Source organism: Oceanobacillus neutriphilus (assembly GCF_014645515.1).
Taxonomy (GTDB): domain Bacteria; phylum Bacillota; class Bacilli; order Bacillales; family Amphibacillaceae; genus Oceanobacillus; species Oceanobacillus neutriphilus.
Map to the genome: position 1 here is coordinate 135,147 of NZ_BMLW01000009.1, position 15,572 is coordinate 150,718.

At 38.8% G+C, this 15,572-nt stretch carries 11 protein-coding genes; 10 read left to right on the top strand and 1 reads right to left on the bottom strand.

Annotated elements, in window-relative coordinates; translation table 11 throughout:
• The first annotated feature begins 60 nt into the window (after positions 1-60).
• The 10 genes from IEX29_RS15670 (at position 61) to IEX29_RS15715 (ending at position 13,918) form a co-directional block, all read left to right on the top strand.
• Positions 61-963 (top strand): ABC transporter ATP-binding protein, encoded by a 903-nt coding sequence (locus tag IEX29_RS15670; RefSeq protein WP_188735302.1) that lies wholly within the window; start codon positions 61-63, stop codon positions 961-963.
• Positions 960-2,552 (top strand): ABC transporter permease, encoded by a 1,593-nt coding sequence (locus tag IEX29_RS15675; RefSeq protein ID WP_188735303.1) that lies wholly within the window; start codon positions 960-962, stop codon positions 2,550-2,552. The genes IEX29_RS15670 and IEX29_RS15675 overlap by 4 nt, the downstream gene beginning before the upstream one ends.
• 675 nt (positions 2,553-3,227) lie before the next feature.
• Positions 3,228-4,886, top strand: coding sequence for an ATP-binding protein (locus IEX29_RS15680; RefSeq protein WP_188735304.1), 1,659 nt, complete (start codon positions 3,228-3,230; stop codon positions 4,884-4,886).
• Positions 4,876-5,604 (top strand): response regulator, encoded by a 729-nt coding sequence (locus tag IEX29_RS15685; protein ID WP_188735305.1) that lies wholly within the window; start codon positions 4,876-4,878, stop codon positions 5,602-5,604. The genes IEX29_RS15680 and IEX29_RS15685 overlap by 11 nt, the downstream gene beginning before the upstream one ends.
• Positions 5,605-5,763: 159 nt before the next feature.
• Positions 5,764-7,104 (top strand): CitMHS family transporter, encoded by a 1,341-nt coding sequence (locus IEX29_RS15690; protein WP_188735306.1) that lies wholly within the window; start codon positions 5,764-5,766, stop codon positions 7,102-7,104.
• A gap of 405 nt (positions 7,105-7,509) precedes the next feature.
• Positions 7,510-9,189 carry a dihydroxy-acid dehydratase gene (gene ilvD / locus IEX29_RS15695; RefSeq protein ID WP_373290685.1) on the top strand — a complete coding sequence of 560 codons (1,680 nt, stop codon included), beginning with the start codon at positions 7,510-7,512 and terminating at the stop codon, positions 9,187-9,189.
• A gap of 133 nt (positions 9,190-9,322) precedes the next feature.
• Positions 9,323-9,571 (top strand): hypothetical protein, encoded by a 249-nt coding sequence (locus IEX29_RS15700; RefSeq protein WP_188735307.1) that lies wholly within the window; start codon positions 9,323-9,325, stop codon positions 9,569-9,571.
• A gap of 363 nt (positions 9,572-9,934) precedes the next feature.
• Positions 9,935-10,873, top strand: coding sequence for a prenyltransferase (locus tag IEX29_RS15705; protein ID WP_229720249.1), 939 nt, complete (start codon positions 9,935-9,937; stop codon positions 10,871-10,873).
• 214 nt (positions 10,874-11,087) lie between these two features.
• Positions 11,088-12,299 carry an MFS transporter gene (locus IEX29_RS15710; protein ID WP_188735309.1) on the top strand — a complete coding sequence of 404 codons (1,212 nt, stop codon included), beginning with the start codon at positions 11,088-11,090 and terminating at the stop codon, positions 12,297-12,299.
• Between the two features lie 365 nt (positions 12,300-12,664).
• The gene (locus tag IEX29_RS15715; protein WP_188735310.1) at positions 12,665-13,918 is read left to right on the top strand and encodes an MFS transporter; all 1,254 of its coding nucleotides are present in this window, start codon (positions 12,665-12,667) and stop codon (positions 13,916-13,918) included.
• A gap of 32 nt (positions 13,919-13,950) precedes the next feature.
• Here the strand turns inward: IEX29_RS15715 and IEX29_RS15720 are convergent, their stop codons facing one another.
• Complete coding sequence (locus tag IEX29_RS15720) at positions 13,951-15,567, bottom strand: PucR family transcriptional regulator (RefSeq protein WP_188735311.1); 1,617 nt, start codon at positions 15,565-15,567, stop codon at positions 13,951-13,953.
• Positions 15,568-15,572 lie beyond the last annotated feature (5 nt).

Genomic DNA, 15,572 nt, shown 5'->3' on the forward strand with positions numbered 1-15,572 from the left:
TTTATCTATATTATGAAATATATAAGGTTAAATATTTCAAAACTTTCGGGAGGTTTTCTTATGTCTGTGCTTCAGCTGGATAGAATATCGAAAAAATTTGGCGATTTTCAAGCGCTGGATCAAGTGTCAATGGAATTAAATGAAGGGGAAATTTATGGGTTTATTGGACCTAATGGTGCGGGAAAGTCAACAACGATACGTATTTTATTGGGAATGCTAAAGGCAACGGGTGGACGTGCAACCTTATTTGGTAAAGATGTCTGGAAGGATGCAGCAGAAGTTCATAAACGTTGTGCTTATGTGCCTGGTGATGTATATGTATGGCCCAATTTAACTGGCGGAGAAGTGATTGATGTTCTTCTGAAAATGAATGGGAGCTATTCAAAGAAGAAGCGTGATGAATGGGTGGAAAGATTTCAGTTTGATCCAACCAAGAAAGCAAGGTCTTATTCGAAGGGGAATCGGCAAAAAATTGCTTTGATTGCTGCTTTTGCTTCAGAAGCTGATTTATTTATTTTGGATGAGCCGACTTCTGGTCTTGATCCTTTAATGGAGCATACCTTTCAGCAGAGTGTCAGAGAAGTAAAGGAAGCAGGAAAGACAGTTCTTTTGTCCAGTCATATTTTATCGGAAGTGGAGAAGCTTTGTGATCGTGTTGCGATTATTCGCAAAGGAAAAATCATTGAAAGAGGGACGCTGGATGATTTGAGGCATTTAACAAGGATGCAAATACAGGTGGAAACAAGAGAAGCTCCAGAAGGGTTGACAAAGCTGTCCGGCGTGCATCAGCTGGAAGAATCAGGAAGGTGGATTTCCTTTCAGGCAGACACAGACCATATGGAGGAAATTATCAACTATTTAAATAAATATGGTGTGCGGAAAATGGAGAGTACACCGCCAACATTAGAAGATTTATTTATGCGTCACTATAAGGAACGAAGCAGTGAGGAGAGTGCGCAATGAGAAAGCAAATCAAAGGAACCAGGATTCTTTTTCCTATTTTACTCCGGCAGCATCGGCTTCGATTACTTCTGTGGCTGGCAGGCCTTGTTTTAGTGACTTGTTCGGTAGCTTATGCGTATCCAGAAATGTATCCTGACCAAGCCTCCAGAGAAGCTTATTCTATCACCATGGAGAACCCGGCAATGATTGCCATGCTTGGAATAGGATATGATCATTATCAGAAAGCCGGCAGTTTATTTGCACTGGAGATGCTGTTGTTTTCTGCGATTGCAGTGGCTATTATGAATATTTTACTCATGTCTAAACTGACCAGAGATGATGAAGAGAACGGCATCTTAGAACTCGTTCAATCCAGGTCCGTCGGGCGTTTAAGTTATTTGACAGCTTCCTTTATGGTAATGCTTTCTGTAAATGTTTTATTCGTTATCCTGCTTGCAGCAGCAATGGGGTCTATGCAAATAGAAGGATTTGGCCTCCCTGGAGTCATTCTGTATAGTGGTCTTTTGGGCAGCTTTGGACTGCTTTTTGGTACATTGACAGCATTCTTTGCTCATTTTGTTACTTCCTCAAGGGGAACGAGTGTATTTAGCTTTGGAGCGTTGTTTTTCTTCTATCTTTTGCGTGCTGTCGGGGATGTGGATGCGGCATTTTTATCTTGGATCAGTCCGCTTGGCTGGTTATCAAGAGCTTATGTCTTTGTAGAAAATAACTTTTTTCCAATCGGCTTATTGCTGGTAAGCAGTCTTGTATTGGGAATTGCTGCATTTACCCTGCAGGCAAAACGTGATATAGGAGATGGATTATTACCTGAACGGGCAGGCTCTGTTCATGCTTCCAGCTTTTTGAAAACAAAGACGGGACTGGTCTTTCGTTTACAAAAAACAATAATTTTCATGTGGACGATTGGCATTTTGCTGCTTAATATTGTATTTGCACTTATATTAGGAGATTTAGAATCCTTCTTTTTAGAAAATGAAGCAATGCAGGCCTTTTTAACAGGGGAAGGCAATGTAATGGAGCAGTTTATTGTTTTATTGATGGGCATTATGGCCTTATTTATCACAGCGCCGGTAATCATCAGTTTTTTGAGGCTGCGCGGAGAGGAGAAAGCCAATCGGACAGAGCTTGTATTCAGCAGGGCAATATCACGGATGCAGCTGCTGAGGGCTTATCTCATACCATCTATCCTGATTGCGGTTCTGCTGCCGGTATTGCAGGCGGTGGCATTATGGAGCGTAGGAACTTCCGTCAGTGAGGATATGATGCCATTTTCAGATGTACTGGGTGCCTCTATGGTTTATACCCCTGCCCTTTTACTCGTATTGAGTATGGCTGTTTTATTCATCGGCTGGCTGCCGAAAGCTGCTTCACTTGTGTGGCTGCTGCTTGTCTACGGGTTTATCGTAATCTATTTAGGAGATATTTTAGAGCTTCCTGATTGGGTACGAAGTCTATCAATCTATGAACATGTTCCGGTTTATCCAAGTGAGGAGCTGTCTTATGCAGCGTTACTGATTCTTTGCGGAGTAAGTGTATTATTCATGTTTATTGGCGCGCTGGGGTATAAACGGCGTGATATAGAAGGATAACAGACGGAGAAAAATAAAGTGATTGCAGAAATTTTAAATAAAGGATTTAATCTTTTGTTTGTGAGGAAGGAAAGTATATAATTATAATTTAATTGAAAGTAATCTCTTTAACTAGATTGTTGTAAGAGGTTACTTTTTATGTTCGTAATTATTAGAGTAGAGAGAAGTAAATAAGTATGTATCTGAATGGTGACACTGTCACAAAAGAAGATAAGCATAGCCATAGCGTATGAGTGATCTGATGGCTCTAAAAAAAGTCGGAGAGGTCCGCAATAGAAGTTAGAAATAAGAAGGGAAATGGATTTGCGGTTAATGAGTAGACAAATTTAGTTGGGATTATACAATACTGCATTATTGTGAAATGGATCGACTAAGACAGAAGGAAAGTAAAACAATGCGTTGGTTTATCACATAAAAAACAAACCTGACTGGTCCTGATAAAGTTCAGGAGAATGCGGAACGAAAAGCACACAAGAAGTCTTTTCAAGCTGGATTGGTGAAGTGCCTTGCAATCTCGCAGTACGTCCGTTAATGTTTTAAGAGAATATACACCAGTATTTCCATGGGAACTCTTTCTTCATAGAAAGATCAGGGCACTGTTAAGAAGTGTATGAGTACCTTGGAACCCCACTGCTTTAGCTGTGGGAGTTGTCAAATAATGAGGAGATCGACAATATGTTTCATACGTATAAGTCAAATAAAAATGAAAACTTGGAACCTAAAGCAGCATTGAGTTTAAAAAGCAAGATGATTTTCCTGATCAGCTTGCTGATATTAAGTATTTTTATTCTATTTACCTGGTTTCTTCACTCATTTATTTCCGACACCATTGAAGACCAGGTTGGGAAACGGGCACTAAGCGTAGCTAAAAGTGTTGCCAATATGTCAGAAATAAGGTCAGCCTTTGAGCTAAATGATCCTGCTTCGGTCATTCAGGAAACAGTAGCACCTATTCAGGAAGAAACGGATGCTGAATTTATTGTTGTTGGAAATAAGGAGGGGATCCGTTATTCACATCCAAACCCGGAAAGAATTGGAGAAAAAATGGTGGGTGGAGACAACACCCGCGCTTTACAAAATGGAGAAGCTTATGTATCCCAGAGTGAGGGGTCACTTGGATTATCCATTCGTGGAAAGGTACCAATAAAGGATGAAGCAGGAAATATTATCGGTGTAGTATCGGTAGGCTTTCTAAGCGAGGATGTCCAAGGCGTTATAGCAAATCAAAGTAAGTCCCTATGGCTTACCATGATAGGAATTGTCGTATTAGGAATTGCAGGTGCCATTTTTATTGCGTACCATATAAAGAAGTTATTGTTCAATATGGAACCAAAGGATATTTCTTATTTACTACTGCAAAAGGAAGCGATATTACAGTCCACACATGAAGGAATGATAGCGGTTGATCATAATGGAATGATAATCATGATGAACAAAGCAGCAAAACAGATCCTTTTTCGTGAGGACCAGCAGCTGGATCAATTTTCAGGGAAATCAATTAATCAACTCATTCCCCATACTGGTTTGTCTGATGTACTAGAAAGTGGGAAGAGTCAGTACGACAAGGAAATGATATTCGGAGAATCCATTGTTATTGTAAATCAAGTACCTGTTTATATGGAAGGAAAAGTAGCTGGAGCAGTATCTACTTTCCGGAAAAAAACAGAAATAGAGCATGTGACCCGGGAACTTCAACAAATCAAACAGTATTCAAATGCCCAACGTGCTCAAACACATGAATTTGCCAACAGTTTATATACCATCCTCGGCTTGCTTCAGTTAGGAGAACGCGAAGAAGCCATTGATTTTATTAAAAAGAAAAGAAATATTCAAGAGAAACAATCGCAAATCTTAACACAGCATGCAGCTGATCCAGTAGTTCAAGGACTCTTGCAAGGGAAAATCAATCAGGCTAATGAGCTTGGGGTGACTATCTCGATTCACCCGGACAGTCAGCTTAATCATGCTTACCATGGGGATAAACAGGAGGCATTAATTACTGGAGTTGGAAATATGCTCGAAAATGCGTTAGAAGCCGTGAAAAGTAATCAGGAGGGTGAGCGGCAAATTAGTCTCTTTTTCACTGACATTGGGGACGATATCGTAGTAGAGGTGGATGATTCTGGCCAGGGTGTATCAGAAGAAGCGGCAGCCCATATCTTTGAACAGGGATACTCCACAAAAGGAGAGGAAAACCGCGGAATAGGGCTGGCATTAACACGGCATATCGTCCACAAGCAAGGCGGACAAATTATACTGGAAGAAGGAGAAATGGGCGGTGCCTGTTTTGTAATGATTATACCTAAAGGTGGGGGTGATTCGGATGAGTCATAGCATACAGGCACTTATTATCGAAGACGATTTTCGGATTGCAGAAATAAATCGGAGATATGTAGAGAAGGTAGAAGGGTACACAGTTCAGAAAGTAGTGAAAACAGGGGAAGAGGCGCTTGCGTACCTTAAAACATGTGCTTCTCGTCCACAGCTGATTCTGCTTGATATTTACATTCCTGACGTAAAAGGATTGGAGCTGCTTTGGCAAATACGTCATCTCTATCATGCAATCGATTTGATTCCTGTTACTGCGGCTAACGAGACAGGAACGATTGAAGAAGCATTAAGGGGAGGCGCTTTTGATTATATTGTAAAGCCTGTCGATGCGGACCGTTTTGCACAGTCTCTGGAGCGGTATAAGGAATATCGGAAATTTCTTTCTGCTAAAGCGTCTTTAGAACAAAATGAAATTGACACCTTAATAGGTGCTACAGACGTCAGTTATTCATTTCACTCCAGTAGTGCAAATATGAATTTACCTAAAGGAATTGATCCAATTACTTTGAATGATATCAAACAGCTTTTGGAAGCAGATAAAGGGAAAGGGATCACCGCTGTGGAACTGAGTAAGAAAATCGGGACGAGCAGATCCACGGCTCGCCGCTACCTGGAATACCTGGTGTCTGCGAAAGAGGTTTATACGACATTAAAATACGGAACCGTTGGCAGACCGGAACGGGAATATATGCGTCGTGAAACTTATGAACAAAATGATTAATATAAGAAATAAACAACTTATGGGAAGAAGGTTCCGCCTTCTTTTTTTTCATGCTATTTTATTTATTAATCGAAAAAAAATGTTAACGCTTTCAGACAGGGGCAGAACTAACTGGCAATTATAAGGGTTAATAAATAGTATGAAATAAGGGGAGATAGGATGTTAAGTTTAATAGGATTTGCAACAATACTGGCAATTGTTATTTTATTGATTAGAGGTAAGGTTCAACCGATGATTGCCATGGTATTAATACCTATTTTAGGTGCATTTGTTGCTGGTTTTGGATTGAAGGAAATTGGAGTTTTTTTTAATGAAGGAATTGGTACTGTAATCAGTGTTGCTGTTATGTTCATTTTTGCAATTCTTTTCTTCGGTGTTATGTCAGATGCCGGCCTTTTTGATCCTTTTATTAATAAAATGGTTGCCATTTCCCGCGGGAATATTATTGCTGTAAGTGTAGCTACAGTATTTATTGCAGCTATTGCGCATTTAGATGGTTCTGGAGCATCAACATTTCTTATTACGATACCGGCACTGCTTCCGCTGTATAAACGATTGAATATGAATCCATATTTGCTGCTTCTTTTGGTCGCAGGAAGTGCAGCCATTATGAATATGATTCCGTGGGCAGGTCCGTTAGGGCGGACTGCTTCTATTTTAGATACCGATGTTACAGAATTATGGTATCCTCTTATTCCAATCCAGATCATTGGGATGGTTTTGATGATTGGTATAGCGGTATTTCTTGGATATAGGGAAAAAAAGAAAGTTGAATCGCGCTTTGGAAAATTGAAAGGTGCTGCTGCGTTGGAGAAGACTGCTGAAGAAGCAGGTGCTGACAGTGTATATGATGATGAGAAGGATGCCTCCAATAAAAATCAATATGCTCGCCCTAAATTACTTTGGGTAAATGCGATTATTGCAATAGGGGTTATTGCGCTGCTGGTGTCAGGGATTATCCCGGCTGGTCTTGCATTTATGATCGGGCTTGGTTTTGCATTGCCAATCAATTATCCAAAAATGAACGATCAAACAGAAAGAATCAAAGCACATGCATCAAGTGCCTTGACAATGGCAACCATCATTTTAGCAGCTGGAACATTTTTAGGAATTTTAACAGGAACAGGAATGCTGGATGCTATTGCAGAGGATGGTGTAAAAATCATGCCGGAAGCTGTAGGACCATATTTACATCTGATTATCGGTTTCTTAGGGGTACCTCTTGATTTATTAACGAGTACAGATGCGTATTACTTTGGATTAATGCCGGTTGTTGAACAGATTGCGTCAGGCTTTGGGGTAGAATCAGTATCTACGGTATATGCGATGGTTATTGGAAACATAGTTGGAACATTTGTTAGTCCGCTTGCGCCGGCAGTATGGCTGGCACTTGGTTTATCAGGTTTAGAAATGGGACGTCATATCAAATATTCTCTTCCTTGGCTATGGGGCTTAAGTATTGTATTAGTAATTATTGCTACAGTTATTGGTGTGATTTAGAAAGGTTTTGAACGGTGCTGGATGTCTCTTAGACTTCTGCCAATCTGTATAAAAGAAAAAATCGCTGCTGTTAGCGATTTTTTTCTTTTATATAGATAAATATGTGTTGTAAAAGCTCTTGTGTCGTTTTTTTATACATGCTGTCAAAATATCTTGAGATTTTTCTCTAAATTTGTAATTTAGTATATTAATTTTATAGTATAAGTAGTAAAATAATAAAATTAGAATGTTTTTTATGAAGCAATCATTTATAAAATTCCAATTCAAAATAGACTGAAAAATAAATCTGTTTTGAAGGTTTTTTAGATGAAATGCGTGCTGATGCATTCCAGAACAAGCAGTACAGAGGTTTCATCCTTTGACTGTTACACTTTTAGTGAAAATCTTAGAAAGAAGGTATTGAAATTGGCAGAACTACGCAGCGATATGATTAAAAAGGGTGTTGATCGCGCACCGCATCGAAGCCTGCTACATGCTGCAGGGGTAAAAACAAAGGACTTGGGAAAACCATTTATTCTGGTGGTTAACTCTTATATAGATATTGTTCCAGGACATATTCACTTACAAGAATTTGGTAAAATTGTTAAAGAAGCAATCCGTGAGGCTGGCGGAATACCATTTGAGATGAATACAATTGGTGTAGATGACGGTATTGCAATGGGGCATATTGGAATGCGCTATTCCCTGCCGAGCCGTGAGCTTATTGCGGACTCTGTGGAAACAGTAGCAAATGCGCACTGGTTTGATGGCATGGTTTGTATCCCGAACTGCGACAAAATTACACCTGGGATGCTGATGGGATCTCTGCGTGTGAATATTCCATCTATCTTTGTCAGCGGCGGCCCGATGAAGGCGGGGACTGATAGTGCGGGAAATCCACTTTCGCTTACATCTGTTTTTGAAGGGGTAGGAGCCTATCAATCTGGAAAAATTGATGAAGCTAGATTACTGGAATTGGAGCAAAATGCCTGTCCGACTTGCGGGTCTTGTTCAGGAATGTTTACCGCTAACTCAATGAACTGTCTGGCAGAAGGAATTGGGCTTGCGCTTCCAGGTAATGGAACAATCCTTGCTGTAGCAGAAGAACGGAAAGAATTTGTGAGACGCTCGGCTAAACAATTAATGGAATTAATCGAAAAAGATATTAAACCACGTGATATCGTGACAAAAGAAGCTATTGATAATGCTTTTGCGTTGGATATGGCAATGGGCGGATCTACAAATACAGTGTTACACACATTAGCACTGGCGCATGAAGCAGAAGTAGACTATCCACTGGAACGCATTAATGAGATTGCCAATCGTGTACCTCATTTAGCGAAAGTTGCCCCGGCATCCAATTATCATATTGAAGATGTTGACAGAGCAGGCGGAATCAGTGCAATTATTAATGAATTACTTAAGAAGCCGGGTGCGTTTTATGGAGATAACCTCAGTGTGTCGGCGAAAACAATCCGGGAAAACGTACAGGATTCGGAAATCCTGGACAAGGATGTTATCCATACACTCGATAATCCACACTCCGAACGGGGCGGACTGGCCGTACTGTTTGGTAACTTGGCCCCAAATGGCTCTATTGTTAAAGTAGGTGCTATTGATCCAGAGGTTGGCGGATATTTTAAAGGACCGGCTATCTGCTTTGATTCACAGGAAGAAGCCATGGAAGGAATTGAATCTGGCAAAGTTGAAGAAGGTCATGTCGTTGTTATCCGTTATGAAGGACCTAAGGGCGGACCGGGAATGCCGGAAATGCTTGCTCCGACTTCGCAGATTGTAGGACGGGGACTGGGTGCGAAAGTTGGTTTAATCACGGACGGACGTTTCTCCGGTGCATCCAGAGGGATATCTATTGGACATATTTCTCCAGAAGCTGCAGAGGGCGGTCCAATTGCCTTTGTAGAGGATGGAGATTTGATTGAATTAGATCTTGAAAACCGTAAAATGAATCTGCTGGTTTCAGATGAAGAATTTGAAAAACGAAAAGCAAATTGGAAAGGCTTTGAGCCAAAAGTGAAAAAAGGCTGGCTTGGCCGCTATTCCAAGCTGGTAACTTCGGCTAACACTGGCGGAGTTATGGAAATATAAAAGAAAATAGTAATGAAAAAAACGTCATAGTATGGTACTGTGGCGTTTTTCTTCTATATTACATTAACGGCAAGCGTCTAATCTGAATACTATAAATAACGGAACATGATTTGAATCGAGAGGTTGAGGTCAAATGAATGAAAAGAATAATAATGATTCTCTGAATACGGATGAAATCCAAATTGCTTACAGTTTAAAGCTTGCTTTAATCGGCGGGTTATTAGCTACTTTAGGAGATGCCATAAGCACCTATGCTGGAAGCTTGGCAATTGATGAATACGTACAAGAAGCAAGAGACACAAGTGAAAAGGATCGGCAGTTGGAAGAAAGACTTGCTGCGATAGAAAGAAAATTAGATTCTTTTCAGAACAAAATGGAATAAGTGGAAACGTTTTTCAAATAATGTATGGTTAGAATTATAAGCTCTTTCTTGTTATAGTTAAAGAAAGAAGTGCATAGGAGTATCCATGCACATGTTAAACGTTGAATAGACCTGGCGGCAAAGGTGGACAGCTAAGAAACCCGGCACCTCAAGTATTAGAGTGAACATCTATTACCAGAGGTGTTTTGTATTTTTATGGAATTTAGATGATTTATCTGGAGCTGATATCGATTACCCCCCTTTTCAAAAATAGTTGCAGTATAGAAGAAGACCATTTATATAACTATAATCTGTATAAAATATGGGAAAAGCTAGTATGCTAATAAAAAAGAATTCAATGTAAATCGATTTCTTATAAAAAGGATGATGACAATGATTCCAGCACAACCAGCTATAACCAGAAAAAATATTATTATGCTATTACGTCTTGTTGCCGTTGTATTTTCCAGTGTGGCAACAATTCTATCGACGGTATTACCGCTTTTATTTTATACGGATTTGTCAGCAGGTACTGTGATGACAATTGCTTCCGTATTATTAATTGGCGCTGTATGCATCCATGGCATGCTGACGCATACCCTGAATGATATTGCTGATTATCAATCAGGTACGGATCAAAATAGTCCGGGGATCCTGTCTGGAGGCAGCGGCGTATTACAGACTGGAGCAATGTCTGTAGGGATGCTGAAGCAATTAGGTACCTGGGTGACTATTATCTTATTGATAACTGCTGTATTGTTTGCTATTCTCGGGCTTACAGAATTTGCTGTATTAACCTTGATCGGAATCTGGGGAGCAGTATCTTATTCATTAAAGCCTTTTCAATTTGCCTACTATCCATTCGCAGGGGAATGGTTCAGTTTATTTCCAACGATGCTGACGCTGGGAATTGCGGCGCCTTGGATTTTACTGGAGCAGATTCCCGTGTGGGCTTGGCAGAATGGTATTATTAATGCAATCTGGTGTATGGCTTGGGTGATGGTGCATCATATTCCTGATAGGCATGCTGATCGAGAATCAACTCCGTTAAAGCAGACCTCTGTTGTTTGGGCAGAGGATGTTTTTGGAGCAAGAGGCGCTAAATTACCGGCGATGCTTTATTTTATTGTTGTCGGTTTGCTGCTCATTTGGACAGCCTTTACCCGTCCAGCGGGAGCAATCGGAGCTGGTATTTTCTTAGGGTATGCCATTTATCTTGTTACCAAAATGGATATTGACGATGTTGAAAAAGTAACAAATGATGAGAAAAAGCTGCTTTTTCTTGCGTTTGCGACAGCTATATGGCTGGGGATTTTTATTTGATAATCAAGTTAAAAGAAGGAGCTCTTTAAACCGGCCTTCAAAATTCAGAGGAGGAATCCGGCTTTTGAAGGAGGGTTTATTTATTTTTTTAAAGATTTTTTACATCCGTTCAGAATCATCTATTCCTTTATTGTAACGATATATGATAAACAATTTATCATATCATAAATACTTATTTTAATAGTATAATGGTGTGAATAGGGAGTGGCATGATATGGAAACAAAAAAATATCATAAAACAGATTTTTATTTTTGGAAAATCACTTTATGCTTAGCTTCGGCTTCTTTTTTCGTGTTTGCGAGCCTTTATGTCGTTCAGCCTTTATTGCCTGTGTTTGTCAGGGATTTTGATATATCAGTATCAGAAGCTACTTTAACGCTATCTGTAAATATCGTTGGTTTAATTATCGGCTTAATTGTTCTTGGATTTTTTTCGGATCGAATTGGCAGAGTTCCCTTTATCAAATATTCGTTACTTGCTTCGGTTATCCCGTTTCTGTTAATTCCAATGACAGACTCCTTTTATTTTTTTATTCTGATGCGATTTTTGCAAGGGTTTGCACTGGCGGGATTACCGGCAGCATCACTTGCTTATATTAATGAAGAAATTGACCGCTCGAGTATTGGAATTGCCACTGCTTTATACATAGCCAGTAATGCTTTTGGCGGAATGGTTGGAAGAGTACTGGCGGGCTACTTAGCTGAGGATTTTGCCTGGCAGACGATATTTTATATTTTTGCCGGGATGGGAGTAATTATTGTTGCAGTTGTCATGATATTTTTGCCAAAGTCCCGTTTTTTTGAAGCGATTCATCTTCCATTTCGAAAGGACATAGAGGGTATGGCCTTTCATGTGAAAAATCCGGCAATGCTTTTAATTTTCGGTATGGGAATTATTTTTCAGCTTTCATTTACATCGGTTTGGACTTATTTGCCTTTCCATCTGGAAGGGGAGCCATTTTTTCTGTCCGCAAAAGCTATTTCATATACGTTTTTGGCGTATGGTTTTGGGGTAGTTGGAGCTCCCGTTGCGGGCTGGCTAGCAGGGTCTTTGGGACTGAACATTGTTCGGATAGCAGGAATAATTATTCTATCTGCTGGTATTACCATGACCATGATACTTTCTTTACCCTGGATTATCGTCGGTTTATGCGTTACCTGTCTTGGTTTCTTTACAGCACATTCTTTAACAGCAACCTTTGTAACTGAAAAGGCAACACATCATAAAGGGAGCGCATCCAGTCTATATTTAGTATCTTATTATATTGGTGTTGCATTTGGAAGTACCGCCGTGGGGCCAATTTGGGATAAAGCAGGGTGGAATGCAGTAGTCTGGATAGCAGGTATATTGCCGATAGGCTATTTAATATTAGTGACGATAATACAAAAGGGTGCAAGAAGGTCCTCTTCAAGTTCTGATGGGTGATTAAACCAGTTTAAAGGTTACCCTGTTACTGTAGCCAGTTCGTAAAAAATGTTAAATTTGAAAAAATTCAGGCAATAAACGATACGCTTCCTTATAAATGTATTTATAAAGGTAATTCTTAAATTTTAGTGATAAAGCAGAAGCTTTTGGAACATACTTATAAAGGTTCAGCTAATTCTGAGTATAAGGTATAGATGCTTATTCTCAGATGCGAAAGTTGAGGCAATAAAATATCTTTTGTCTAAAATGTGTAATGTTACTTTCGTTTTTGTTAAAAGTGAACAATGTTATTTATCTGCTTATGACCTACAATCTAAATTAAGAAGAAAATATATTTAAATAATTAAAGGGGAGCGTGTCTTATCATGGACAAAACAATTAAATCTGACCCGAATTATTACAAGAAGATTATTGTTGCATTGTGTTTAGGTTGGGTTGCTATTTGGATTTATCGTACAATTCTTACACCTATATATCCACAAATTCAAGAGTCTTTGGGAGATGTTACTGGTACACAAATGGGACTTGTGGCTTCAGTTTATTTCTTTGCTTATACGGGAATGCAGATTCCTTCAGGGATTCTGGTTGATAAATTTGGACAAAAAAGGGTATTGGTTCCTGCATTTATCGCTTTTGCGCTTGCAGCCGTTATTATCGGTACAAGTTCAACAATTATGCAGGTATACCTGGGTTCTTTAATAGCAGGTATTTCAACTGGATCTTACTATGGTGCTGCCTTTTCATTGTCAGCCAAACATACACCAAAAGATAAAAAAAGCTTTGCTAATGCGATTATAAATAGTGGTTCCGCATTAGGGATGATTATTGGTTTAATCGGTTCCTCTGTCTTGGTAGGTGGTCTCCAAATTCAATGGAACTATACTTTATTTATAACTGCCATTATTATCGTTGCTGTAACATTTGTATTTATGCTGTTTATTAAGCAAGATAAAGTATCGGTCAACCAGGAAGAAGAAGTTGAAGAAAAGAAAGAGGATGTACAAAGTGCAAATACTTCCTCTGCAAGTTTATTTGCTCCAAAACAATTAGTTATATATTTTGTATACTTTGCAACGTGTTATGGCTATTACATGATTGTAACCTGGCTGCCATCCTTCCTCGTTTCAGAAAAAGGTTTTGATCAAGGTTCAGTAGGATATGTAGCTGCGTTAGTTGCAGTCACTGCCGTACCTGGTGCTTTGTTATTTACTAAATATATTGATAAAAATGCACATATGCGTCTGCGTTTAATTTTATTACTATTAATCGCCGCATCTGTAACGATTGGTTTAACAGTTTTTGCACCAAATCCGCCGGTGCTTTATGTAGCGCTTATTCTATACGGTTTATTAGGTAAGCTTGCCATTGATCCGGTATTAATAACTTATGTGTCTGATTCCGTTGCAGGAGATAAAGTGGCAAGAGCATTGACGCTTTTTAACTTCTTTGGAATGAGTTCATCTGTTATTGCACCAGCACTTACAGGGTATATTGGTGACGTAGCTGGCTCACAAGTATTAGCATTCTACATTGCAACTATCCTGCTTGCTCTAGCAGCGGTGCTATTCTTCCTTGTGGTTATGCTGAAACAGAAAAAAACACCTGCGAACGAATTATAAAATAAAAAATAGGCTGTCGAGGCAGCCTATTTTTATTTTAAAGTTACTTTTTCTAAAGCGAATAATGCTAACCGAATGGCTAATGATGCATCAGGAGATTCTACAGATTGACCTAATATCTCTTCACATTTTTTAATGCGGTATTTTACTGTATTACGATGGATAAAAATTTCTTCTGATGTTTTTGTGAGATCACATTGATTCGCCATATAAACATTTAACGTGTACCTTAGTTCCTTTTCCTTCGTTGTTTGCGGATAAGCTAAAGAACCTAGTGTATACATAATAAATGGTTTTAATTTACTTGCTGGAATCAGCTGTAATAATTCTTCCACACTTTTGGACTTATAAAATTCGATAAATTCATTTTCACCCTGGTCATATTTATTATCATAAGCTTCATTCGCTTCAAAATAGGACAGCGGCAGCTGGGAAAGTTCAGTAACCTCATTTCCGATACCAAATGAAAGAGAACTATTAAAAAATAAATGATATTCTTTTTGGATATACTTACAGTATTCTAAATAGTACTGATGCTTTGCTTGAAAAAGTATTGTAAATCTTCGCTTCCTCTGAGACATATAAATGCTGATAGAAGGATCAATCGCTGTAAGCTTATGTGTTAACCACTCAAATGTCATTTGATACCGTTCATTTAAATAGACACTATTTTCTATATGCTGTTCTTTATCGATTGCACAAGTAACCACCTGATAAAACTTGGAAGGCTGAATATGATATTTTTTTAGAAGATCCATATGTTGCGATAGCGAACTTAGATTATCGGGATTTTCAGACATGAGTGATGAGAAAAAATGATTCACATCCTCCTGTTCAGCTTCTTTAATCTTACTATTTTTGTAAATTGCTAAACTGAGTGTATTAACTGCCTGTTCTATTGTTAATAAGCTAATCGGATAGTTCAGCGTTTTTATATTCGAAACCATAAGATAATACGGAAAATATTTAAATGCCGGCACCTTAAAAATGGCATATTCTTCCTGGAAATCTGTATTATTATTTGCGTTGCTTTTTTCTGAGCATAAATATCTTCTGAAATAATTTAGATTTTTTTGAACCTGTTCGGAATGCTGGTGAAAGTGATTGCTCAACGATTCCACATGGTGAAAAGAATTTAACAGCATTACCGGGACCTTTATAATTCTGCTTAATCGTTCAATCATCATATTCAAATCAAGCCCCTGCATAAGCATAGCATTTAATTCTTGTTGAATATTTAAAGCAAAATGTAATTTTTCTGTTTCTTCATCCAAAATAAAGGATGATATATGATGCGTAATAGATCCTAAATTCCAGCTGTCAGGAATTTCAATGATTGGAAACTTTAATTTGTTTGCAAACTCTATGACTTCATCATCCAATCTTTTCAAAAAACGGGATAGCTTGATTCCTAAACCTGCAACTTGTATATCATTTAGTTCGTTGATAAGGCTGATTAACCCGGCCTGGTCATCCTTGTAATTCATCCCGGTTGTTACGATAAAAGAGTATGGTGTTGTGAAATCCTTGATATCAGGCGTTTCTGTAATGTCAACCATTCTCACCTCTCTCTCCAGATCACCCTGATCATTCAGCAATGTTAAATCTGAAAATTGTAATACAGATAGTATTTCTTTCAATGTTGCCATAAAAG

Coding starts and splice junctions, on each gene's coding strand:
- IEX29_RS15710 (WP_188735309.1), top strand. CDS start 11,088: ATGGAAACAAAAAAATATCATAAAACAGATTTTTATTTTTGGAAAATC.
- IEX29_RS15675 (WP_188735303.1), top strand. CDS start 960: ATGAGAAAGCAAATCAAAGGAACCAGGATTCTTTTTCCTATTTTACTC.
- IEX29_RS15680 (WP_188735304.1), top strand. CDS start 3,228: ATGTTTCATACGTATAAGTCAAATAAAAATGAAAACTTGGAACCTAAA.
- IEX29_RS15705 (WP_229720249.1), top strand. CDS start 9,935: ATGATGACAATGATTCCAGCACAACCAGCTATAACCAGAAAAAATATT.
- IEX29_RS15715 (WP_188735310.1), top strand. CDS start 12,665: ATGGACAAAACAATTAAATCTGACCCGAATTATTACAAGAAGATTATT.
- IEX29_RS15670 (WP_188735302.1), top strand. CDS start 61: ATGTCTGTGCTTCAGCTGGATAGAATATCGAAAAAATTTGGCGATTTT.
- IEX29_RS15685 (WP_188735305.1), top strand. CDS start 4,876: ATGAGTCATAGCATACAGGCACTTATTATCGAAGACGATTTTCGGATT.
- IEX29_RS15690 (WP_188735306.1), top strand. CDS start 5,764: ATGTTAAGTTTAATAGGATTTGCAACAATACTGGCAATTGTTATTTTA.
- IEX29_RS15700 (WP_188735307.1), top strand. CDS start 9,323: ATGAATGAAAAGAATAATAATGATTCTCTGAATACGGATGAAATCCAA.
- IEX29_RS15720 (WP_188735311.1), bottom strand. CDS start 15,567: ATGGCAACATTGAAAGAAATACTATCTGTATTACAATTTTCAGATTTA.